This window comes from Mesorhizobium sp. B2-4-3, from assembly GCF_006442815.1.
In the GTDB taxonomy this organism is placed as follows: Bacteria; Pseudomonadota; Alphaproteobacteria; order Rhizobiales; family Rhizobiaceae; genus Mesorhizobium.
In genome coordinates this window covers 17131-40034 of record NZ_VFVL01000040.1, presented here as the reverse complement: position 1 = coordinate 40034, position 22904 = coordinate 17131, and the positions used below count along the sequence as shown (strand labels likewise).

The 22904-nt window shown below is 64.6% G+C and carries 20 protein-coding genes; 8 read left to right on the top strand and 12 right to left on the bottom strand.

Going from position 1 to position 22904, the window contains the following annotated elements; genetic code table 11:
* Positions 1-218 precede the first annotated feature (218 nt).
* Positions 219-1322 carry a saccharopine dehydrogenase family protein gene (locus FJ956_RS27315; RefSeq protein ID WP_140683174.1) on the bottom strand — a complete coding sequence of 368 codons (1104 nt, stop codon included), beginning with the start codon at positions 1320-1322 and terminating at the stop codon, positions 219-221.
* Positions 1323-1459: 137 nt separating this feature from the next.
* Here FJ956_RS27315 and FJ956_RS27310 point away from each other — a divergent pair, with 137 nt between their 5' ends.
* Entirely contained in the window at positions 1460-1888 is a 429-nt protein-coding gene (locus FJ956_RS27310) for an Lrp/AsnC family transcriptional regulator (protein WP_140683171.1), read from the top strand.
* Between the two features lie 236 nt (positions 1889-2124).
* Here the strand turns inward: FJ956_RS27310 and FJ956_RS27300 are convergent, their stop codons facing one another.
* From FJ956_RS27300 to FJ956_RS27280, 5 genes are all read right to left on the bottom strand, one after another.
* The gene (locus tag FJ956_RS27300; RefSeq protein WP_140683168.1) at positions 2125-4152 is read right to left on the bottom strand and encodes an aldo/keto reductase; all 2028 of its coding nucleotides are present in this window, start codon (positions 4150-4152) and stop codon (positions 2125-2127) included.
* Between the two features lie 58 nt (positions 4153-4210).
* Complete coding sequence (ugpC, locus tag FJ956_RS27295) at positions 4211-5296, bottom strand: sn-glycerol-3-phosphate ABC transporter ATP-binding protein UgpC (protein ID WP_140683165.1); 1086 nt, start codon at positions 5294-5296, stop codon at positions 4211-4213.
* A gap of 11 nt (positions 5297-5307) precedes the next feature.
* On the bottom strand, positions 5308-6144 hold the full coding sequence (locus tag FJ956_RS27290; RefSeq protein ID WP_140659080.1) for a carbohydrate ABC transporter permease: 837 nt from the start codon (positions 6142-6144) through the stop codon (positions 5308-5310).
* A complete protein-coding gene (locus FJ956_RS27285) occupies positions 6141-7001 on the bottom strand; it encodes a sugar ABC transporter permease (RefSeq protein WP_140683162.1) in 861 nt (286 codons plus the stop codon). The genes FJ956_RS27290 and FJ956_RS27285 overlap by 4 nt, the downstream gene beginning before the upstream one ends.
* A 181-nt stretch (positions 7002-7182) precedes the next feature.
* Complete coding sequence (locus FJ956_RS27280) at positions 7183-8451, bottom strand: ABC transporter substrate-binding protein (protein WP_140683159.1); 1269 nt, start codon at positions 8449-8451, stop codon at positions 7183-7185.
* Between the two features lie 106 nt (positions 8452-8557).
* Between FJ956_RS27280 and FJ956_RS27275 the strand changes: the two genes are divergently transcribed.
* Positions 8558-9427 carry a helix-turn-helix domain-containing protein gene (locus FJ956_RS27275; RefSeq protein ID WP_140683156.1) on the top strand — a complete coding sequence of 290 codons (870 nt, stop codon included), beginning with the start codon at positions 8558-8560 and terminating at the stop codon, positions 9425-9427.
* A gap of 314 nt (positions 9428-9741) precedes the next feature.
* Here the strand turns inward: FJ956_RS27275 and FJ956_RS27270 are convergent, their stop codons facing one another.
* From FJ956_RS27270 to FJ956_RS27260, 3 genes are all read right to left on the bottom strand, one after another.
* Positions 9742-11121, bottom strand: coding sequence for a HAMP domain-containing sensor histidine kinase (locus tag FJ956_RS27270; RefSeq protein WP_140683153.1), 1380 nt, complete (start codon positions 11119-11121; stop codon positions 9742-9744).
* A gap of 45 nt (positions 11122-11166) precedes the next feature.
* Positions 11167-11844, bottom strand: a complete 678-nt coding sequence (locus FJ956_RS27265; protein ID WP_140683150.1) for a winged helix-turn-helix domain-containing protein — start codon at positions 11842-11844, stop codon at positions 11167-11169.
* A 199-nt stretch (positions 11845-12043) separates the two neighbouring features.
* Positions 12044-12823, bottom strand: coding sequence for a hypothetical protein (locus FJ956_RS27260; RefSeq protein WP_140683147.1), 780 nt, complete (start codon positions 12821-12823; stop codon positions 12044-12046).
* A gap of 203 nt (positions 12824-13026) precedes the next feature.
* Here FJ956_RS27260 and FJ956_RS27255 point away from each other — a divergent pair, with 203 nt between their 5' ends.
* A complete protein-coding gene (locus FJ956_RS27255) occupies positions 13027-13659 on the top strand; it encodes an isoprenylcysteine carboxylmethyltransferase family protein (protein WP_140683144.1) in 633 nt (210 codons plus the stop codon).
* A gap of 263 nt (positions 13660-13922) precedes the next feature.
* On the opposite strand, the gene FJ956_RS27250 is transcribed toward FJ956_RS27255, so the two are convergent.
* Together FJ956_RS27250 and FJ956_RS27245 are read right to left on the bottom strand one after the other, a co-directional pair.
* A complete protein-coding gene (locus FJ956_RS27250) occupies positions 13923-14138 on the bottom strand; it encodes a hypothetical protein (protein ID WP_140683141.1) in 216 nt (71 codons plus the stop codon).
* Positions 14135-14890, bottom strand: a complete 756-nt coding sequence (locus tag FJ956_RS27245; RefSeq protein ID WP_140683204.1) for a COG4280 domain-containing protein — start codon at positions 14888-14890, stop codon at positions 14135-14137. The genes FJ956_RS27250 and FJ956_RS27245 overlap by 4 nt, the downstream gene beginning before the upstream one ends.
* A gap of 260 nt (positions 14891-15150) precedes the next feature.
* Between FJ956_RS27245 and FJ956_RS27240 the strand changes: the two genes are divergently transcribed.
* The 5 genes from FJ956_RS27240 (at position 15151) to FJ956_RS27220 (ending at position 21603) form a co-directional block, all read left to right on the top strand.
* On the top strand, positions 15151-16170 hold the full coding sequence (locus FJ956_RS27240; protein ID WP_140683138.1) for an LLM class flavin-dependent oxidoreductase: 1020 nt from the start codon (positions 15151-15153) through the stop codon (positions 16168-16170).
* Between the two features lie 709 nt (positions 16171-16879).
* On the top strand, positions 16880-17845 hold the full coding sequence (locus tag FJ956_RS27235) for a substrate-binding domain-containing protein (RefSeq protein WP_140683135.1): 966 nt from the start codon (positions 16880-16882) through the stop codon (positions 17843-17845).
* A 132-nt stretch (positions 17846-17977) separates the two neighbouring features.
* The gene (locus FJ956_RS27230; protein WP_246672208.1) at positions 17978-19477 is read left to right on the top strand and encodes a sugar ABC transporter ATP-binding protein; all 1500 of its coding nucleotides are present in this window, start codon (positions 17978-17980) and stop codon (positions 19475-19477) included.
* Entirely contained in the window at positions 19474-20490 is a 1017-nt protein-coding gene (locus FJ956_RS27225; protein ID WP_140683132.1) for an ABC transporter permease, read from the top strand. The genes FJ956_RS27230 and FJ956_RS27225 overlap by 4 nt, the downstream gene beginning before the upstream one ends.
* Before the next feature lie 114 nt (positions 20491-20604).
* A complete protein-coding gene (locus tag FJ956_RS27220; RefSeq protein ID WP_140683129.1) occupies positions 20605-21603 on the top strand; it encodes a substrate-binding domain-containing protein in 999 nt (332 codons plus the stop codon).
* Between the two features lie 241 nt (positions 21604-21844).
* On the opposite strand, the gene FJ956_RS27215 is transcribed toward FJ956_RS27220, so the two are convergent.
* On the bottom strand, positions 21845-22903 hold the full coding sequence (locus FJ956_RS27215; protein WP_140683127.1) for an ornithine cyclodeaminase: 1059 nt from the start codon (positions 22901-22903) through the stop codon (positions 21845-21847).
* Position 22904: the final 1 nt, after the last annotated feature.

Sequence of the window (22904 nt, the reverse complement as noted above, 5' to 3'; positions counted from 1 at the left end):
GCAAGTAATGGTGATGTCGGCGGGACAGCGCCCCCCTCTGTCCTGCCGGACATCTCCCCCACAAGGGGGGAGATTGCACGTCACGCCGGCCGTCGCCAATAGCCAACCTTGGCAGAATGGCGAGGCGCACGAACTGCTAATCTCCCCCCTCGTGGGGGAGATGCCCGGTAGGGCAGAGGGGGCGCGAAGGATCGCGGCGACTGCCAGCTTACTGGCTCTCAGCCCGCCAGCCGGCTTACCATCTCGTGCTGGGCGTAGGCGCGGCCGAAGCGGTTGGCGAGGAAGGCGTCGAGGGCGATGTCTTCCTGCTTGACGAAGCCCTTCGCCGGCAGGCTGCCGTCGGCCAGCATGTCGAGCACGGCGCAGATGCCGGAGGCGGTGGTGATCTGGATGGCGCTGCGCACCAGGTTGCCGACGCGCTTGGAATAGATCTTGTTGGCGTAGGTCTCCTGCAGCAGGCGGCTGTTGCGGCGGCCCGAGACGGTGACAAAGACGATGACCACGTCCTGCAGCGTCGCCGGCAGGGCGCTCTCGAAAATGTCCTTGAGCACGTCGCGGCGGTGGCGCAGCCCAAGGTCGTTGAGCAGCGCCTTCATGATCGCGGCGTGGCCGGGATAGCGGATGGTGCGGTAGTTCAGCGTGCGCACCTTGCCCTTCAGCGTCTCGGCGAGCGTGCCGAGGCCGCCTGAGGTGTTGAAAGCCTCATAGGTGACGCCGTCGAGCGAGAACTCCTCGCGCTCCTCCAGCGGTGGCACTTCGATCAGCTCGCCCTCGACGATCGCCTCGCAAGGTTCGCAATATTCGTTGATGACGCCGTCGGTGCTCCAGGTGAGGTTGTAGTTGAGCGCATTGGACGGATATTGCGGCAGCGCGCCGACGCGCATGCGCACGCTTTCCAGCGTGTCGAAACGGCTGGCGAGGTCGTTGGCGACGATCGAGATGAAGCCCGGCGCCAGGCCGCATTGCGGGATGAAGGCGCTCTCGGCATCGCGCGCCAGCTCCTTGACCCGGCGGGTCGAGACGACGTCCTCGGTGAGGTCGAGATAGTGCACGCCGGTGGCGGCGGCCGCCTCGGCGATGCGGGTGGTGAGGTGGAAGGGCGCGGCGCTCAGCACGGCGAACTTGCCGGCGAGAACCTTCTCCAGCTCACCCGTGGCGGCGATGTCGAGCTCCTGCGTCGCGACGCCGGCCGGCAATTCGGCGGCGGCAAGCTGGGCGGCCGAGCGGTCGACGAGCGTGACTTGATAGTCGCCCGTGGCGCTCAGCATTTCGGCGATGGTCGAGCCGATCTTGCCGGCGCCGACGACAACGATGTTCTTCATGATCAATATCCCCTGCCAATCCTGATTTGGGCCAATTCGATTGGCGAGAATCTTCGCAGCTTGCCTGTCGAAAGGAAGCGTGGAATCTGGCAATATGACGCCGAACTTTGAGCAATATGCCGAAAGGTCTCGTCGAAATGATCACTGAAGCCGAACAAGCCCTGCTTACCCTGCTGCGCTCCAACGCCCGCGCCTCGACGGCTGAGCTGGCCAGACAGCTCGGCGTGTCGCGCACGACGGTGCAGAGCCGCATCGAGCGGCTGGAGCAGCGCGGCATCATAGCCGGCTATGGCGTGCGGCTGTCGCCCGACTATGAGCAAGGGCTGGTCAAGGCGCACGTGCTGCTCACCGTGACACCGAAGCTCGCCGACAAGGTGGTGCGGAGTCTGGAGGCCATGCCGCCGGTCAGGACAGTGCATTCGGTGAGCGGCAATTTCGACATGATCGTCATCGTCGACGCGCCTTCGATCAAGGATCTCGACGCGCTGCTTGACCGGATCGGCGCGATGGATGGGGTGGAGCGGACGTCGTCGTCGATCATTCTGTCGACACGGGTGGATCGGTGAGAGGACTGCCGCTCATTTCGAGGCGCCGGCGCGAGGCCCCCCTCTCTGTCCTGCCGGACATCTCCCCCTCAAGGGGGGAGATCAGATGTCACGCCGGCTTTCGCCAATCACCAATGTTGCGGAAAAGGTGCCGGCATCGAAGCTGCCAATCTCCCCCCTTGAGGGGGAGATGCCCGGCAGGGCAGAGAGGGGGGCGAAGGAACGCGACGTCCGTCGTTTCGCTCGTGATCTATCCCCTACGCCCGGCGTCTCTCCGGCCCCTCGTCCAGCCACGCCACATCCTCCGGCGTCAGCTTGATATCCAGCGCCTTCAGGCTGTCCTCCAGCTCGTCCAGCGTGCGCGGGCCGATCAGCGGCACCGACGGGAAGGGCTGCGCCAAGACGTAGGCCAGCGCGACATGGATCGGGCTCTTGCCGAGTTTTCGCGCCAGTTCGATCGCCCGGTCACGGCGGCCGAAATTCTTTTCCGAATACCAGACCCGCACCAGCTCCTCATTGTCGGTCCGGTCACGGCCGGCGCGGTCGGTGAAGAAGCCGCGGCCCTGGCTCGACCAGGCGAAGTTCGGCATCTGCCGCTTCGCTAGCCAGGCTTTCCATTGATCGGTGGACGAGGTGACGCAGCCGGCCCAGATCGGCTCCAGCATCTCGGCCAGCGAGAAATTGTTGGAGAGCGCGCCAGGCTTCTGCCTGCCGTTCTTTTCGGCGTAGGCAATGGCCGCGTCCATGCGCTCCATCGTCCAGTTGGAGCCGCCGAACAGGCCGCGGATGCGGCCGGCCTTGGCTTCCGCGTCCATGGCGTCGACGAATTCGCCGACCGGCACGTCCGGATTGTCGCGATGCATGAAATAGATGTCGACATGGTCGGTCTGCAACCGATCGAGCGACTGGGCGAGCTGCCTGCCGATCACATCAGGGTAGCAGAGCGGCGAATGCGCGCCCTTGGCGATGATGACCGACCGCTCGCGCACGCCGCGATTCTTCAGCCATTGGCCAAGCAGCGTCTCGGTGTAGCCGGCGCCATAGACAAAGCCGGTGTCGAACAGATTGCCGCCGGCCTCGAAATAGGCGTCGAGCAGGATCGAGCCGGAGGAGAAGCTGCGGAAATCCTCGAAGCCGAGCGCCAGAAGCGACACTGCGCGCGGCAGGCCTGGAATGGCGCGCTTGCCGATGGCGGTGCCGTTGGTCCTGAGCGGCCGGCCGGAGATCGTGTTGACGCGCTTAGCCGGCTTTTCGATCTCGTATTCGAGCCCGACAGCAGCGCGCCATCTGTCGAGGACGCGCAGCGTGCCGAGGCTGTCGGCCCAGCCCATGCCCGGCCAGGCGAACTCCCGCCGTCCGGCGAGGATCGCCTCGCCGGCGGCATCGACCTCGAAGGAATAGACATGGCGGGTCTCGCCGAGGCTGATCACCTCGCGAGCCGCCCCGGACCGGATCACCTCGATCCGGCCCGGTCCGACATCGCGGTTGCCACCGGCGAACCAGAAATCGGGCACTTCGATCTGACCCTTGGTGCCGAAGATGCGCAGCACATTGTCCTGGTTGAGCGAGATGCTGCAGGAGATTTCGGCGACGATGCCATTGGCGAAGGTGAGCAGCGCGGAGGCCCACTCGTCGACGCCCGATTGGCCGAGATGGGCCGCACCAACCACCTTGTCCGGCTCGAGGAAAGGCTGCCCGGCGGCTGCGCCCGCGATCAGCCGCGCCATCGACACCGGATAGCCGCCGACATCGAGGATGCCGCCGCCGGCGAGCGCGTTGGCATAGAGCCGATGTTCCGGCATGAAGCCCGGCATGGCGAAGCCGAAGCTCGATTTGATCATGCGCACCTCGCCGATGGCGCCGGATTTGATCAGCTCGACCAGTTGCAGCGTCTGCGGATGCAGCCGGTACATGAAGGCCTCGCCGAGAAACGTGCCGGCCTTGCGCGCCGCATGCATCATGGCGTCGGCCTCGAAGGCGGTCAGCGCCAGCGGTTTCTCGCACAAGACATGCTTGCCGGCCTCGGCCGCCTTGATCGCCCATTCGGCATGGCCGGGATGCGGGATCGAAATGTAGACGGCGTCGACCCCATCGTCGGCGAGCAGCGCCTCATAGCCGTCGAGGATGCGCGCGCCCGGAAAGGTCTCGGCCAGTCCCGGCTTGGCGGGATTGCGGGCGCCGAGCGCCACCAGCTCGCCGGTGCGCGAGCCCGCCACGCCGCCGGCAAAGGATTTCGCGATGCTTCCGGGACCGAGGATGCCCCAGCGGATTTTCTTGGATGTCATGTTGAATTCTCCATGGGTCGCCGCCACGCCTGGCATGCCGGCGAAGAAAACTTGCGGGTCAGCGGATCCTCGCGCCTGCCTTGTCGAAGAGCAGCGCCCGTTCCGCCTTGATCGAGACCTTGAAATGGTCGCCGCTGGCGCGCTGGCGCGAGGCCTCGCGTTCGACGATCAGCTCCTCGGGTCCGGCATTGGCGTAGACATAGCTCACAGAGCCCAGATGCTCGGCGACGTCGGCCTTGACCGGAATGTCGCAATCGCCCTCGCCGGCCTCGAAGAAATGCTCCGGCCTGACGCCGAGCACGACCTCGGCGCCGACAGCGGGAAAAGCTTCGGCGAGCGGCTTGCGCAACCGCACGCCGCCGTGATGGGCGAGCTCGATGGTCGCTGCGCTGTTCGACGTATCGACGATCTTGGCGCTGAGGAAATTCATCTTCGGCGAGCCGATGAAGCCGGCCACGAAGCGGTTGGCCGGGTCATCATAGAGGTCGAGCGGCGCGCCGATCTGCTCGACATTGCCGGCTTTGAGCACGACGATCCGGTCGGCCAGCGTCATCGCCTCGGTCTGGTCGTGCGTCACATAGATCATGGTGACGCCGAGCTCCTTGTGCAGGCGCGAGATCTCGACGCGCATCTGGACTCTTAGCTCAGCGTCGAGATTGGAGAGCGGCTCGTCGAACAGGAAGACCTGCGGCTCGCGCACGATGGCGCGGCCGATGGCGACGCGCTGGCGCTGGCCGCCGGAGAGTTGCTTCGGCCGGCGCTGCATCAATTCGTCGATGCGCAGGATCTCGGCGGCTTTCCTGACCCGGCGCTCGGTGTCGGCCTTCGGGTTGCCGTTCATCCTGAGGCCGAAGGAGAGGTTCTGCCCGACCGTCATATGCGGGTAGAGCGCGTAGGACTGGAAGACCATGGCGATGCCGCGATCGGCCGGCTCGACGTCGTTGATCACCTTGCCGCCGATGGCGATGTCGCCGCCGCTGATGTCCTCCAGCCCGGCGATCATCCTCAGAAGCGTGGACTTGCCGCAGCCGGAGGGCCCGACGAAGACGACGAACTCGCCGTCGGCGATGTCGATATTGGCGCCGTGGACGACTTCGAAGACGCCGAAGCGTTTGACGACATTGGTGAGGGTGACGGCCGCCATGGCGCTTCTTCCTACTTGACCGCGCCGGCGGCGATGCCGGCGATGAAATGGCGCTGCAAGAGCACGAAGACGATGAGCATCGGCACCGTCAGCATCACGGCGCCGGCCATGATGCCGCCCCACGAGACCTTGGTCAGGCCGATCAGCGTGCCGAGCGCCACCGGCGCCGTCATCGCGCCGGGCTGGCTGTTGATCAGCAGCGGCCACAGATAGTTGTTCCACGAGGCGAGGAAGAGGATGATGGCCAAGGCCGCCAGCATCGGGCGGGCCAGCGGCAGCGCCACGAACAGGAAGATGCGCCATTCTTTGACGCCTTCGACGCGCGCCGCGTCGAACAATTCGGCCGGCATCATCGAAAACGCCTGGCGCATGAAAAGCACGCCCAGCGAATTGAACAGCGGCGGCACGATCAGCGCGATCCAGGTGTTGGCCAAAGCGAAGTCGCGCGCCACCATGATGAATTGCGGGATGAGCACCACCGCATAGGGCAGCGTGATGGTGCCGAAGATGATCGCCACGACCGCGCCCTTGCCGTGAAATTCGTAGCGCGCCAGCGCCCAGCCGGCCATCGAGGTGAGCAGCACCGAAAGGATCGTGTAGGTCACCGCGACCGAGACCGAGATGCCGATGGCGCCGATGAAATTGGTGTCGCGCTGCAGGTTGGCGACATTGTCGAGGAAATTGTCGTGCGGCAGAAGCTCGATGCCGGGGCTGAAGATGCCGTTGTCGGGCATGGTGGAGAACACCACCATCATCCACAGCGGGAACAGCCAGACCAGCGCCAGCGGCGTGAGGAAAAGATGCAGCGCAATGACGCGCCCGAGCCTTGCTTGAGAGCGCGAGGTCATTTCGGCTCCCTCATCAGCCAGAGCTGCACCAGGGTGATGGCGATGGCCAGCCCAGCCATGGTGTAGGCGACGGCCGAGGCGTAGCCGAAATTGAGCGAACGGAAGCCCTGGCGGTAGAGCAGCAGGCCGAGCGTCTCGGTGCCGCCGCCCGGTCCGCCGCGTTCGGTGATCAGGAACGGCTCGGTAAAGAGCTGCATGGTGCCGATGATCGACAGCACGGCGCAAAAGACGATGACCGGCTTCAGCAACGGCAAGGTGATGTGGAAGAACTGCTTCACCCGGCTGACACGGTCGAGCGTCGCCGCCTCGTAGACGTCCTCGGGGATAGACTGCAGGCCGGCCAGGATGATGATGGCGTTGTAGCCGGCCCAGCGCCAGGTCACCGCGATCATAATCAGCGCCATGGCCGGCGTGACGTTGGAGAACCAGTCGATCTTGGGAATACCGACGCTGTTGAGCAGCTTGTTGACGATGCCGAAATCGAGGCTGAACATCAGGCGGAAGACGGCCGAATAGGCGACCTCGCCGACCACGACCGGGGCGAAGAAGGCGAAGCGGTAGAGGCCGCGCGCCTTGAGCAGCGGAGAGTTCAGCAGCACCGCCATGATGATCGCCAGCGCGATCATCACCGGCACCTGGATGACCAGGATCAGCAGCGTGTTCGTCAGCGCATTGTAGAAGGCGGGGTCGCCGATCAGGCGGCCCCAGTTGAACGCCGGCGCGAAGCGCCAGGGCACGGTGCGCGTCGCCTGGAAGGAGATCATGAAGGAAGAGACGATCGGCCAGATCCAGAAGATGGCGAAGATCAAAAGGTAGGGCGTGAGGAAGCGATACGCGGTGGCGTTCTGCGTGCGCATTGGCTTCCTCCTTTCTCTGTTTTTTCCTTCTCCCCCTGTGGGAGAAGGTGGCCGCGAAGCGGCCGGATGAGGGGTGTTCCAGGGAAAGCCAGCGTCTCACTCCGCTGGAACACCCCTCATCCGTCTTGGCGCTGCGCGCCAATCCACCTTCTCCCACAAGGGGAGAAGGCAAAATGGCCGCTTACTTCACCGGCAGGCCGGTCGCGGCGGCGATCTGCTTGGCGGCGTCGTCGAGCGCGGCCTTGGCGTCGGGATAGCCGTTGGCCAGATATTTGGTCTGCACGGCGCGCAGGATGATCTCGGCGTCGCTCTGGAACTGCGTGCCGCGGCTTGGCACCACCTTGGGCAGCGTCGCCAGGATATCCTTCCAGACCGCCTGGTCGCCCCAATAGGGCTGCCCTTGCGCAACATAAGGGTCGTCGAGCGCCGAGATCAGCGACGGCACCAGGCCGAAATCCTTCAGCATGGTGATCTGGCCCTCATTGGTCTCCAGCGTATATTTCAGGTAGGCGTAAGCCGCCTCCTTGTTCTTCGAGGCCGAGGTGATGGCCAGCGACGAGCCGCCGAGATTGGCGGCGCGCGGGCCGTCGGCGGTCAGGCTCGGCATCGGATAGACGCCCCATTTGCCGCTCTCCTTCGGCGATTCGGTGCGGATCGTGCCCTCATACCAGCCGCCATAGACCTGGCTGGCGACGGTGCCGGCGGTGTTGTTGGTGATCTTGGTGGACCAGTCGGCCGACGACACGATGCCGGCGTCCTTCATCTCCTTGACCTTGGTCAGGGCGTCGACGCATTTCGGCTCGGCCACGGTGATCGACTGGCCGTCCTCGGCGAAGTAACCGCAGCCCTGCTCGTTGGAGATCATGCGGAAGAATTCGGTGTCGCCGTTGAAATCGGCATTGGTCATGGTGACGCCGGGATTGGCATCCTGGATCTTCTTGCCCGCGGCGATGAAATCGTCCCAGGTCTTGATCGAGGCCGGGTCGACGCCTGCCTTTTCGTAGAAGTCGCGGCGGTAGAAGACGGCCACCGGGCCGGAATCCCAAGGCATCGCATAGGCCTTGTCGCCGACCTCGAGTTCCGTGCGCTTGAAATCGGGGAATTTCTTCTGGTCTTCCGCCGTGTAGCCCAGCGTGTGCAGGTCGACGAAGCAGTCGGGGAACTGGCTCCAGTAATTCTCCGCCTCGCCGTTCTCGATCGAGACGATATCGGGCAGGCCGACGCCGCCGGCGGCGCAGCCGGCGATCGATTTGTCATATGTGGGCTGGTTGCCGAGATCCTGAACCGTGACCTTGATGTCGGGGTACTTCTTGTTGAAGCCCTCGACCGTCGCCTTCAGGGACGAGGCGGCGATGTTCCAGCTCCAGATGGTGATCTCGCCGGACTGCGCCAGGGCCGGGCCGGAGCCCAGGGCAAGCAACAGCGTGGCGCAGGTCAGTGTAGTGCGCATTGAAATCCTCCCATTTCATTTGCTCTCTCACTGTGAGCGTGGCTAGACTATGCGGCGCGGAAGGCTTGTCGCCGTCAGAGGGAATAAGAAGTTGGCGGAAAGTAAGATGCCGGGGCGTCCATTCTACCAGCCTGGCGCGAGCAGCGTCGAAGGACTGCCGCTTGTTTTACAGATGTTCCACAACCACCCGTTGGTGATGCTGAAGCCGCACTGGCACGCCCAGGTGGAGGTGAATTTCATCGTCCAGGGCTCAGTGCACTACCGCATGGCCGAGCACGAGATTGCGCTGTCGGCCGGCGAGATGTGCCTGTTCTGGGGCGGCCTGCCGCACCAGATGGACGACCTCTCCGACGACGCCGTCTATGCCGGCGCGCATCTGCCGCTGGTGCATTTCTTCCGCCTGCATCTGCCGGCCGATATACGCCATCGACTGATGACCGGCGCGACGCTGGTGACCAATGCGACCGACCAGTCGGACAACGACAATTTCAAGCGCTGGAACGAATATGCGCGCTCGGGCGATCCGGCCAGGGCCGAGCACGCCGTCAACGAGCTGCTGTTGAGACTCGAGCGGGTACGCTTCGAGCCTTACCGGCTGGTGCCGGAAAGGGTGGTTGGACAAGGCGCCGGCAATGCCTTCGACCAGCAGTCCTCGCGCAATGTTGGGCGCATGTGCGATTTCATCGCCGAGAATTTCCTCTACGACGTCGACTGCGTGACCATAGCGGCGGCGGCCGACATCCATCCGAAATACGCCATGAGCCTGTTCAAGAAATCGACCGGCATGACGCTCAACGAATATGTCAACCTGCTGCGCCTGAGCTACGCGCAGGCGCTTTTGATGCATGAGGACGCCAATGTGCTGAGGGTCGCCATGGACTCGGGCTTCGGCTCGCTCAGCGCCTTCAACAAGTCGTTCCGCAAGCTCGCCGGCATGTCACCCTCCGATTTCCGCCGGGCGGGCGCCGCGCGGTGAGATGGTCAACGGTCGCCCAACGTTCGTCATTCTAGTGGCACCGCACAGGGACTTTGAGCTGTCGGCTCTGTTTGCGTTGGCAGGTGGCATGCGTTGGAGATTGGCCGAAACGCCCACCGCGATCGTCATTCTAGGGCGGAGCAGGAGCGAAGCTCCGTCGCGAAGACCCTAGAATCCATGCCGTTACCTTTGCCAAGGAGTGCAACGGAGCAAAATTCTGCACCGTGGCGGCGCTTCCCAGTCACGGCATGGATTCTATGGTCTGCGCCGCGTCGCTTCGCTCCTGCTCCGCCATAGAATGACGAGGTATCGGGTCAGGCTTCTGGGACTCCCACGGCCGGAAAACTGACGGTCACGCCGAGACCCGGATTGCGGTCCTCCAGCACGATTGCCGCGCCATGCAGGTCGGCCACCGCCTTGACCAGGCTGAGGCCCAGGCCGCTGCCCGGCGTCGTGCGGCTGGCATCGAGCCGATAGAGCCGGCGGAACACCTTCTCGCGCTCCTCTGCGGGGATGCCCGGGCCATTGTCGCGGACATGGATGAGGACGTGGCTGCCGCCCCTGGTCACCGAGAGCTCGATCTCGGTGCCCGGCGGGCAATGCCTGAGCGCGTTCTCGACCAGATTGGCGAGCATTTGCATCAGCAGGTCGCGGTCGCCGTGAATATACCATTTCGTATCCGGAATGATCTTTGTGGACAGCGACTTGCGGTCGTCCTCGGCGACATCGGCATAGACTTCGCCGATGGTCTCGACGACCGGCCCGACATCGAGATCGACGAAGCGCGCCTTGCGGGCGCCGGCTTCGATCTGGGCGATGCGAAGCAAAGCGTCGAAGGTGCTGTTGATCTGCTGGCTCTCGGCGCGGGCGTCGGTCAGCTCGGTCGAGACGTCCTCGCCCGACACCGTCTTGTCCGCGGCCTGCTCCAGGATCATCTGCAGCCGGTTGAGCGGCGTCTTGAGATCATGGGCGATGTTGGCGCTCACTTCGCGCATGCCGTCGACCAGCGCCGACAGCCGCTCAAGCGCGGAATTCACCTGGGCGGAGACGGCGTCGATGTCGTCGCCGCTGCCGATCAGCGGAATGCGCGCATCGAGACGACCATGCGAGACGTCGACCATGGTCGCGGCGATGCCGTCGAGGCGCCGCTGGACGCGCGAGGCAAGCACGGCGCCACCGACGATCGCCAGGACGGTGATGAAGAGCGTGGCCCAGCCGAAGCTCATCAGCACGATCCTTTCCAGATCCTCGGTTTCCGAAAGCGAGAAGGCGACCGTCAAATTGTTGTCGCCGACCATGCCCGAGTAGGCGCGATACTCGGTGTCGGGCGGCACACCCGGCAAATTGGCGGCGAACATGGAAAAGCCGTCCGGCAGCGCGGAGGCGGTGAAATCCCCGGCAAGGCGGTTGCCGCCCCGATCGGTGAGCGAAAAGATCTCGTCCTTGTCCTGGCTGAACTGGGCATGGTCCCTGACGGCAGTGGTGAGGTCCTCCTCGTCGCTCTCGGCATAGGTCGCGGCGATGAGCGAATAGGTCTCCTTGATCGATTGATCGAGCTGCCTAGCGAGCGAGGCGCTCATCAACTGATAGACGATCGCGCCGGACAGGATGAAGGCCAGCAGGAAAAGGAAGGCGAAGGTCAGCGCCAACCGGAACGGCGTGCTGCGCAGCAGGCTGGAGCGTGTCTCGCTCATGCGATCGCGAAGGCAATTGGTCGCCCCGCAACTGCGGGCGCAGGATCAGGCCGGGACATGCAGGCTGTAGCCGGTGTTGCGCACGGTGTGGATCAGCGGCACGTCGAAGGGCCTGTCGACCTTGGCCCTGAGCCGGCTGATATGCGTCTCGACGACGCTGGTCTTGGGGTCGAAATGAAAATCCCAGACGCGCTCCAGAAGCATGGTGCGGGTGATGACGCGGCCCTCGCCGCGCATCAGCACTTCGAGCAGGCTGAATTCGCGCGGCTGCAGGTCGATCGGCTGGCCCTGCCGGGTCACGCGGCGCTGGATCAGGTCCATTTCGAGGTCGGCGACGCGCAAAGCCGTCTTCTGCTCCTGCGCCGCCGGCCGGCGGCCGAGCGCATGGATGCGGGCAAGCAGCTCGGAAAAGGCGAAGGGCTTGACCAGATAGTCGTCGCCGCCCGCCTCGAGGCCCTCGACGCGGTCGTCGACGCCGCCGATGGAGGTCAGGAAAATGGCCGGCGTGCGGATGCCGGCGGCGCGCACCGCCTTGATCATCGACAGGCCGTCGAGGCCGGGAACCATGCGGTCGGCGACGATCACGTCATAGGCGTTGCGGGTCGCGGCGAAGAGCCCGTCATGGCCGTCGCGCAGCAAATCGCAGACATGGCCGGCCTCGGTCAGTCCCCTGACGATGTAGTCGGCGGTTCTCGGATCGTCCTCAACAAGCAGAAGTCGCATCGCCCCGTGCTGTCCTTGCCGCCTCAACCTCACCGGCATGGTAGCGCCGGCTGCGGCTTTTTCTTGGCCGGTCTCTATCTCTTCGTTTGACGCGGTTCCCGACGGAAATCCCGCGCCGCCCGTTGCTGGAATTGCTCTAACCATCTGTTTTTACGCGCTGCCGGAGCGAAGGCCGCAACACATTTTTGCGAGAAGCGTCTTAGTCGAGGAGTGCCTGCTCGTCTTCGTCGATCAGGTTCCTCAGCGTCATATGGAGAACGATGACCACGATGCAGCCGAGGAAGGTCAGGCTGGTGGCGGTGGTGCCGAAGCCCATGCCGCCATATTCGATCGGTTGCGACAGCAGGTCGCCGAAGGAGGCGCCGAACGGCCGGGTGAGGATATAGGCGAGCCAGAAGGCGAGGATGCCGTTGAGGCCAAGGAAGAACCACGCAAGCGCGATCGCCGCGATCACGCCGCCGAAGATGAGACCGGCGGTGAGATAACCCATGTCGAAACGCTCGGCGACCAGATCGCCGGCGGCCGTGCCGAGCGAGAAGGTGAACAGGATCGCCAGCCAGTAGAATATCTCGCGCCTGGTGGTGAAGATGGTATGGATCGACAGGGTCCTTTCGCTCGCGTACCAGGCCGCGAAGGTCAGCGCGAGGGCGACCGAGAAGACGATGGTCGTCGTCTCCAGCCGCACACCGAAATTGTCGACGAGGTTGTCGGTGACCAAGGTGCCGACGACGCTGATCAGCACCACCGCCAGCCAATAGGCCCAGGGCACGTAGCGCTTCTGCGCGAATTGCAGGGCGAGCGCGACAATCAGAACCCCGGTCATGATGAGCGACGTGACGGTGAGGCCGAGGCCGAGATTGACAGCGAGATAATCGGCCGCCGTCTCGCCCATGGTCACCGCCATGATCTTGATCAGCCAGAAATCGATCGTAACGTCCGGGACGCGGTTGGGCTCGAGGCTGTCGTCTGGAGAGATCATGGCGCGATCCGTTGTTCGTTCAAGCCGCCTCGAATTCCGTATGGCGGCGACGCCCAAATTAGGCAGGCGAATTCACCGCGGCCTGTCCGCGTTCTTACAAATTCGTAAGGTCGGCCAAAAACATCCGCCGGGCCTCGTCATCCCGCGGCGGAAGGACTAGAGAAGCCTGGCGGCGTCCCCTTGTCGGCGGAGCGGTGAGAAGAATGGCCTATACATCCCCCAAATCGGTGCCGAAGGCGTTCGACCAGCACAAGCGGCTGATCGTCGTGCAGCTGGCCGCCGTGCTTGCCGTCATCCTGCTCCTTTTCAGCAGGCCGGCGCTGGCCGAGGGGTCGGACGGTCACGAGATCGTCGAGACGATCGGCTTCGCGATGGTGCTGACCTGCTTTCTTGGCCGGCTGTGGAGCATTCTGTTCGTCGGCGGCAGGAAGAATGACGAGCTGATCATGTCCGGCCCGTTCTCGATGACCCGCAACCCGCTCTATTTCTTCTCGACCGTCGGCGCTGCCGGCATCGGCCTGATGTTCGGCTCGCTGCTGGCCGCCGCGATGCTCGGGCTGGCAAGCTTCGTCGTCTTCCGCTTCACCGCGCGCAAGGAGGCCGAATACCTCGCCGGCAAGTTCGGTGCGGCTTACGCGGCCTATGCCGACCGCACGCCGACCTTCTGGCCCAACCCGCTGCTTTACCGCGACGAGGCGCAGTGGCTGTTTTCGACGATCGCGCTGAGAAGAAGCTTCCGCGACGGGCTCTATTTCCTGGCGCTGTTTCCTGTCATCGAGGCGGTCGAGTATTTGCGCCTCAGCGGCGACCTGCCGACGCTTTTCACGGTTTATTAGGTTAGCCGAAACGCCCTTCCCGTCGTCATTCTATGGCGGAGCAAGGAGCGAAGCGACGCGCGCAGACCATAGAATCCATGCCGTGACTCATGAGTGCCGCTGCGGTGCATAAATTTGCTCCGCCGTGCCCTTCGATCGAGGTAACGGCATGGATTCCAGGGTCTTCGCGACGCCGCTTCGCGGCTGCTTCGCCCTGGAATGACGAGGTTGGGAGGCTCCAGCCAATCCCCAGCGTTTGCGCTAATTCCCGGAATTTGCTTTGATCAGCGCGTCCTGCCGCGCGCGGCGCGGCGCGTGCTCTGCAGAAGAATTGCCAGGCAGCCGGCAAGAAGCAGCAAGCCGCCGATGAGCGGCGGCAGCCCCAAGAACTTCACCGCCGCGGCGATCAGCGCAATCAGGATCAGCGCCAGCAGCGCAAGGCTGCCATCGTCGACGAACATGCCGACGAGTTCCTTGAAGACGAGACGGATCACGGTCATCGGACTACTCCTTCGGCAGGCGCCGGATAAGCGCCGCGCAGCCAACGCACAATGGCGAAGGATGCAACGGCAATGATGGCGAAGATGGCGAGCAGGGCGAGATCGGCGCCCGGCCATTCGGCACCGAGGCCTTCGCCGGTCCAGAACACGCCGAAGCTGGTGAGCATCAGCCCGACAACGAATTTCAGTGCGTTTTCCGGCACGCGCGCCAAAGGCCGGTGCACGGCGAGGCCGATCAGCATCACCAGCACGAAGGCGGCCAGCGCGCCGAGGCCGGCATAGAGGGTCTGGCCATGCGCGGCGCCGACGGCAATGACGATGAACACCACTTCGACGCCCTCGAGCAGCACCGCCTTGAACGACGCGACGGCCGCCAGATAGTCGGCGCGGCGGTCGTCGGCCTGCCGCCGCAAGACCGCCGTCTCCTTGGAAAAGGCCTGCTCCTCGTCATGCAGCGCTATGACGCCGACGCTGCGCAGGATCGCCTTCCTCAGCCAGCGCATGCCGAACAGGATCAAAAGCACGCCGACCACGAATTGCAGGACGGCGATGGGGACGAGCGCCAGCAGCGGTCCGAACGCCAGCACCAGCGCCGCGAGCAAGATGAGCGCCAGGGCCGCGCCGGTCAGCGCCGGGCGCCAGCCGCGGGTCACGCCGACGGCGAGCACGATGGTGAAGGCTTCGATCACCTCGACGAAGGACGCAAGGAAAGAGGCCGTCACGCTGGAAAATATGGGTGTCAGGCCATGCATCAAAGGCTTCGTCCAATGCTCGGGAATCATCGGGTCGCGTGAACGATACAGCGCTTCGGCGGCGGCGAGAATGCCAGGGGTGAGCCGATCGGCGCCGCCTCCGGCCCGATCGCGCGCCGACGCGAGGACGGACATTTCGCAGAACGCATTGACGGTCTGTATCCGTTCGGTGTCCGTTGTATCGCGGCACTGCCCTGGCTATTTGCTGGAGCAACAAGGAGTTCAAGCGGTCGATGGGCCGCTCCAGCAGGAATGGAACCATGAAGAAGATCGGATTTCTGTCGTTCGGGCATTGGTCGCCCTCGCCGCAATCGGGCACGCGCTCGGGCGCCGACGCGCTGCTGCAGTCGATCGACCTCGCGGTCGCGGCCGAGGAGCTCGGCGCCGACGGTGCCTATTACCGCGTCCACCATTTCGCGCGGCAGCTCGCCTCGCCCTTCCCGCTACTGGCGGCGGCTGGCGCCAGGACCAAGCGTATCGAGCTCGGCACCGCCGTCATCGACATGCGCTACGAGAATCCGCTCTACATGGCCGAGGATGCGGGTGCTGCCGATCTCATCGCCGGCGGGCGCCTGCAGCTGGGGATCAGCCGCGGCTCGCCCGAGCAGGTGATCGATGGCTGGCGCCATTTCGGCTACGTGCCGGAAGAGGGCAAGAGCGACGCCGACATGGCGCGCCGGCATTCGGAGATCTTCTTCGACCTGTTGCGCGGCGAAGGCTTCGCCCAGCCCAATCCGCGGCCGATGTTCCCCAATCCGCCCGGCCTGCTCAGGCTGGAGCCGTTCTCGGCGGGCCTGCGCGAGCGCATCTGGTGGGGCGCGGCCACCGACGCCACCGCGGTGTGGGCGGCCAAGCTCGGCATGAATCTGCAAAGCTCGACGCTGAAATTCGATGAGACGGGCGAGCCGCTGCATGTTCAGCAAGCCAAGCAGATAAGGGCTTACCGCGCCGCCTGGAAGGAGGCCGGCCATACGCGAGAGCCGCGCGTCTCCGTCAGCCGCAGCATTTTTGCCTTGGTCAACGACATGGACCGCGCCTATTTCGGCGGCAGCGAGGGTGAGGACCACTTTGGTTATATCGAGCCGGAGAAGCGCGCCGTGTTCGGTCGCACCTATGCCGCCGAACCGGACGTGCTCATCGAGCAGTTGAAGGAGGACGAGGCGATCGCCGAGGCCGACACGCTGCTGCTCACCGTGCCCAACCAACTCGGCGTCGACTACAACGCCCATGTCATCGAGTCGATCCTGAAGCATGTCGCGCCGGCGCTAGGCTGGCGGTGAGGGCTCGGCGGGAAACGTGCTGGCGATGATGATTGGCGAAAACAACGAAGCGCGTAATCTCCCCCCTTGCGGGGGAGATGGCCGGCAGGCCAGAGGGGAGTGCTGTCCCGCCAACGTCTCAGCCGATCAAGCTGAGTACGTCCTCGGGTTGCTGGTTCCTCAATACAGTGATTTTGAAAGATAGCAGGCTTGTCGGCGGGCAAAGTTATGAACGTCTGTTGGGGTGTCAGCGCAAACGCTGGCGATGAGATGAAGGCTCCCGAACCTCGTCATTCTAGGGCGGAGCAAGGAGCGTAGCGACGCGGCGCAGACCCTAGAATCCATGCCGTTGCATCGACCGAAGTGTGCAACGGTGCAGAATTCTGGACCGCCGCGGCGCTTCCAAGTCACGGCATGGATCCTCGGGTCTGCGCGCGTCGCTTCGCTCCTTGCTCCGCCCGTGGATGACGATCGCGATGGTGTTTCGGCCCATCTCCAAGGCATGCCGCCTCCCAACGCACGCATGGCCAACCGGTCAAAATTTCTGTGCGACCCCTCTGCCTGTCCCGGCGGACATCTCCCTCGAAAGGGTTCCGCAAGGGGGAGATTGGCAGCTTCGGCATCGGCGGCAGCCTGCAATCACGATATTGACACTCGCCAAATTCGCGCCTTACCTTGTCCCGTAATCGGTTACGTAACCGATTACGGCTCAATCAAGTGGAGGAGACTAATGAGCAAGATTTCGAACATGCACGGGCTAGGCCCGTTCTCGCGCCGCCAGTTCCTGAAGACCAGCGCCTTGGCCGCCGGCGCGATGGCTCTGCCGCTCGGCCCGGTTTTTGCCGCCGACAAGCCGAAGGTCGGCCTGGTCATGAAGTCTTTAGCCAACGAGTTCTTCAAGCAGATGCAGGCGGGCGCCGAGGACTATGCGGCGAAGAACAAGGACAAGTTCGATTTCGCCGCCGTCGGCATGAAGGACGAGCGCGACTTCGCCGCGCAGGTCGACGCCATCGAGAACTTCATCACCCAGAACTACAACATCATCGTCGTGGCGCCGGCCGATTCGAAGGCCATGGTCACGCCGATCGCCAAGGCGCTGAAGGCCGGCATCAAGGTCATCAACATCGACGTCGCGCTCGACACCGAGGCCAAGAAGAAGGCCGGCATCGACCTCGCCTTCTTCGGCCCGGACAACCGCGCCGGCGCCAAGCTCGCCGGCGACGCGCTCGGCAAGGCGCTGGGCAAGGGCGGCAAGGTCGTCATCCTCGAGGGCAACCCGGAGGCCGACAACGCCAAGCAGCGCAAGCTCGGCTTCGACGATTCGGTGAAGGCGTACAAGCTGAAGCTGCTCGACTCCAAGACCGCGCATTGGGAAACCGAGGAAGCCAACACGCTGATGACCAATTTCCTCACCCAGCATCCCGACATCCAGGGGGTGATGGCGGCCAACGACTCGATGGCGCTCGGCGTCGTCAAGGCGATCGACGCGGCCGGCAAGTCCGGCCAGATCAAGGTCGTCGGCTTCGACAACATCCCGGCCGTCGGCCCGCTGCTGAAGGATGGCAAGATGCTCGCCACCGTCGAGCAGTACGGCGCGAAGATGGCGGCGCTGGGCATCGACTACGGCCTGCGCGAGCTTGCCGGCGAGAAATTCTCCGGCTGGGTCAAGACGGACGTCAAGCTGATCACCGCATGAGGCGAGCCGGGGCGCCGGCTCCGGCGCCACGCTTCGTCTCTCTCGTCACCGCAGCCGGCAATCCCGGCGGCGGTGACGGAGCGCCCGCGCCGCTATCGCCGCCGACGGGCACGGTTTAGGATTCTGCCGCCCATGGATACGATTCTCTCCCTTGAAGGGGTCGGAAAGATATTTCCCGGCGCCGTCGCACTGAGCGACGTGTCGCTGTCGATCGCGCGCGGCGAGACCCATATCATCCTGGGCGAGAACGGCGCCGGCAAGTCGACGCTGATCAAGCTTCTGGCCGGCATCTACCAGCCGGACTCCGGCAAGATCGCCTTCAACGACCAGCCCTACCAGCCGAAGACGCCGCATGACGCGCAGCGGAGCGGCATCCGCATCGTGCACCAGGAACTGAACCTTTTGCCCTATCTCAGCATCGCCGAGAATTTGATGCTGGAAAGCCTGCCGCGCCGCGCCTTCGGCATCGTCGACCGCAAGGCGCTCAACAGCCGCGCCGTGGCGCTGCTCAAGGAAGTCGGGCTCGACATCGATCCGCGCATACGCGTCGAGGCGCTGGGCGTCGCGCAGATGCAGCTGGTCGAGATCGCCAAGGCGCTGAGCTACGACTCGAAGCTCTTGGTGCTGGACGAGCCGACCGCGACGTTGACGCCGCCCGAGATCGAGCGGCTGTTTTCCATCATCAAGCGGCTCAAGGCCAAGGGCGTCACCATCATCTACATCTCGCACCGGCTGCACGAGGTGTTCGAGATCGGCGACCGGGTGACGGTGCTGCGCAACGGCAGGCTGGTCGCGACGCGCGATCTCGAGGGCCTCACCGTGCCCGACCTTGTGCGCATGATGATCGGCCGCGACATCGCCGACGAATATGGTTTCGACGCTTCGATTGTGCCGGGCAAGGTCGCGCTCAGCGTCGCCAATCTGAAGCGCGACGCTTCCACCCCGGACATCTCCTTCGCCGTGCGCCATGGCGAGATCCTCGGCGTCGCCGGCCTGGTCGGCAGCGGCCGCACCGAAGCCATGCGCGCCTTGTTCGGCGCCGATCCCAAGCTCGACGGTGTCGTCGAGATCGACGGCAAGCCGGTGGCGATCGCCGCGCCGAAGGACGCCGTGCGGCATGGCCTGAGCCTGCTCACCGAGGACCGCAAGGGCCAGGGCCTGCTGCTCGACATGGCCGTCGACAAGAACATCACCATCACCGATCTGGGCCGGGTCTCGCGCAACGGCCTGCTCAACCGCCGGGCGGAGAGCGCGGCAGCAAACGATTTGGTCGGCCAGCTGCGCGTCAAGGCAAGCTCGATCGAGCAGGCGGTGCGCAACCTTTCCGGCGGCAACCAGCAGAAGGTGGTCCTGGCCAAGTGGCTGTTCCGCGGCACCTCGACGCTGATCCTCGACGAGCCGACGCGTGGCGTCGACATCGGCGCGCGGCGCGAGATCTACCAGCTGCTGTGGATGCTGGCGGCGCAGCAGAAGGGCATCATCATGGTGTCGTCCGACCTGCCTGAATTGATGGGCATGTGCCACCGCATCGTCGTCTTTTCCAAGAACAGGATCGTCGGCGAAGTGCCGCGATCCGAATTCGACCAGGAGCGCATCCTGTCGCTCGCCTATCAGGAATATGTGCGACCATGAGCGAGACGTCCGAGATAGTCGTGGCGGCGCCGGTTTCTCCCGCGCGGGCAAAATTCCTGCGCTTCCTGGTGCGCGACGCCGGCGTGCTCCTGGCGCTGGTGCTGATCACGCTGTTCTTCTCGGCGACCGCGCCTTATTTCGCCACCTCCGGCAACGCGCTGAAGATCTTCGTGCAGATCGCCATCAACACGGTGCTGGCGGCCGGCATGACCTTCGTCATCCTCACCGGCGGCATCGACCTTTCGGTCGGCTCGGTGCTGGCGCTGTGCACGGTCGTCGGCGCCACCGTGATGATAGACGAGAGCCTGTCGCCTGCCGCGGCAATCACGCTGGCGCTTCTGGCCTGCATGGCGACGGGCGCGGTGTGCGGCTTCCTCAACGGCTGGATCTCGACGCGCTGGAAGATCCCCTCCTTCATCGTCACGCTAGGCATGCTCAACATGGCCGCGGGCGCCGCCCGCGTCGTCAGCGACAATTCCACCATCACCGGCCTGCCGCAGAGTTTCGTCGATTTCGGCAACCTCATCATCGGCGGCTTCCTGCCGTCGATCTTCCTGGTCGCGGTGCTGGTGATCGCGGCCGGCTGGTTCGTGCTGCGCTTCACCGTCTTCGGCCGCATGATCTTCGCCGTCGGCACCAATGACGAGGCGGTGCGGCTGTCGGGCCACAATCCGGATTTCTACAAGGTCGCCGCCTTCACCATCAGCGGGCTCACCGCCGGCATCGCGGCCATGGTCTATCTGTTGCGCCTCAACATCGGCAGCCCGATCGCCGGCATCGGCTACGAGCTCAACGCGATTGCCGCCGTCATCATCGGCGGAACCAGCCTCAGCGGCGGCAAGGGCTCGATCATCGGCACGCTGGTCGGCGCCTGCATCCTGCAGGTGCTCTCCACCGGATTGCAGCTGCTCGGCGTCGGCGACAATTTCAAACCCATCGTAATCGGCCTTGTCATCGTGCTCGCGGTCATCCTAGACGCGTATCGGGAGAGGCTGTTGCGGAGAATCCGCTAGAGCATGATCCCGAAAAGTGGGAACCGGTTTTCGGAGAAAGATCATGCTCCAACAAAGAGCTAGGCCGTGATGGCGATTCAACGAAACGCCATCACGGCCTAAGGGGAACGGGCCATGACGACGATCGCCGATGTCGCGCGCCATGCGGGGGTATCCGTCGCCACCGTCTCGCATGTGATGAACCATACGCGCCATGTCGAGCCGGAAACGGCAGAGCGCGTGCGCGCCGCGATCGCGGCGCTGCGCTACAGCCCGAACTCGGTGGCGCGCAGTCTGCGGCGCGGCGAGACCAAGACCATCGGCCTGCTGCTTCCAGACAATTCCAATCCGTTCTTCGCCAGCGTCGCCCGGCAGATCGAGGACGCGGGCTTCGTCTCCGGCTACACGGTGATCCTGTGCAACTCCGACGGCAATGCCGAGAAGGAGGAGCGCTATCTTTCGGTGCTGATGGCCAAGCAGATCGACGGGCTGATCTTCGCCGGCTCGTCCGACCATGCGCGGGTCTTCGCGCGCCTCCTGCCCAGCGTGCCGGCGGTGCTGCTCGACCGCGAGATCCAGTCGGTCAATGTCGATTCCGTGCTGGTCGACCACGACCATGGCGGCTATCTCGCCGGCAGATACCTGGCCGGACTCGGCCACCGGAAGATCGGCGTCATCGGCGGGCCGCGCGATTCCAGCTCCAGCCCAGCCCGCCTGCGCGGCTTTGTCCGCGCGCTCGGCGAAGCAGGGGTCGATCTGCCGCCGTCCTCGATCGTCGATTCCGACTATCATTTCGCCGGCGGCCGGCTGGCGATGGAGCAGCTGATGGCGCGGGCGCCGGACATCACGGCGCTGTTTGCCTGCAACGATTTGATGGCGATGGGCGCGCTGACCGTGCTGCGCTCGCGCGGATTGCGGGTTCCCGACGACATGTCGATGGTCGGCTTCGACGATATTCCCTATGCCGTCACCACCTGGCCGCCGCTGACGACGATCGCGCAGCCGGTGGAAAAGATCGGCACGCGGGCGGTGAGCCTGCTGCTGGAACGGCTCGGCGATCCGGCGGCACCGTCAAGGCGCGAGGTGCTGGCGCCGGTGCTGGTGGAGCGGGAAAGCTGCGCGGCGCGGGGGTAGGTGCCGGCAATCGCCGACGCTGGCGCTGGCCCCCGCTCCGTCTCGGCGCTGCGCGCCGATCCACCTCTCCCCCACTTTGTGGGGGCGAGGAAAGGCCGACCGCTGACGGCGCGGCCTTGAAAAGCTTGGGTTCCTCTCCCCCGCCAGAGGCCGGGGAGAGGTGGATCGGCGAAGCCGAGACGGAGAGGGGGAGCGCACTATGCGATTGCCCCGCCCTTTGAAACCGACTTGCTGACAGACTTCACGCAGCCGGCTGCATCGCCGCCCTGAGCAGCATGCCGAATAGGTCGCGCGGCTCGTCGGGGTCGGCGAGCAGGTCGAGCTCCTCATAGAGGCCGGTGGCCTGGAGCTGGTCGCGGACGTAGCGCAGCGCGGAAAAATCTTCCGTGGCGAAGCCGACGGAATCGAACAGCGTGATCTGCTTGTCCGATTTGCGGCCCTCAGCCTTCCCGGTCATCACCTGCCACAGCTCGGTCACCGGATGATCGGCGTCGAGCTGCTGGATCTCGCCCTCGATGCGGGTCTGCGGCGGGAACTCGACGAAGATGTCGGAGCGCAACAGTATGTCGCGGTGCAGCTCGGTCTTGCCGGGGCAGTCGCCGCCGACGGCATTGATGTGAACGCCGGCGCCGACCATGTTGTCGGTGAGGATGGTGGCATACTGTTTGTCGGCGGTCACCGTGGTGATGATGTCGACGCCTTCCACGGCATCCTGCCCGGTCGCGCAGATGGTGATGTCGAAGCCTTTGCCGGCGAGGTTGCGGGCGCATTTTTCGGAAGCCGAACGGTCGATGTCGTAGAGCCGCAGCCGGTCGATGCCGAGCAGTGCCTTGAAGGCGATGGCCTGGAACTCCGACTGGGCGCCGTTGCCGATGATGGCCATGGCTCGGCTGCCCTTGGGCGCCAGATATTTGGCCGCGACGGCGGAGGTGGCGGCGGTGCGCAGCGCCGTCAGGATGGTCATCTCGGTCAACAGCATCGGATAGCCGGAGCCGACATCGGCGAGCACGCCGAAGGCGGTGACCGTCTGGCGGCCCTCGCGCATGTTCTTCGGATGGCCGTTGACGTATTTGAAGCCGTACATCTTGCCGTCGCTGGTCGGCATCAGCTCGATGACGCCGTCATGGCTGTGCGAGGCGATGCGCGGAGTCTTGTCGAACAGCTCCCAGCGGCGGAAATCCTCCTCGATATAGGCGGCGAGCTCGGTCAGGAAACGCTCGACGCCGATGGCGAACACCAGCTTCATCATGCGGTCGACGCTGACGAAGGGGACGATGGCAAGGCGCGAAGGCTGGGTCATG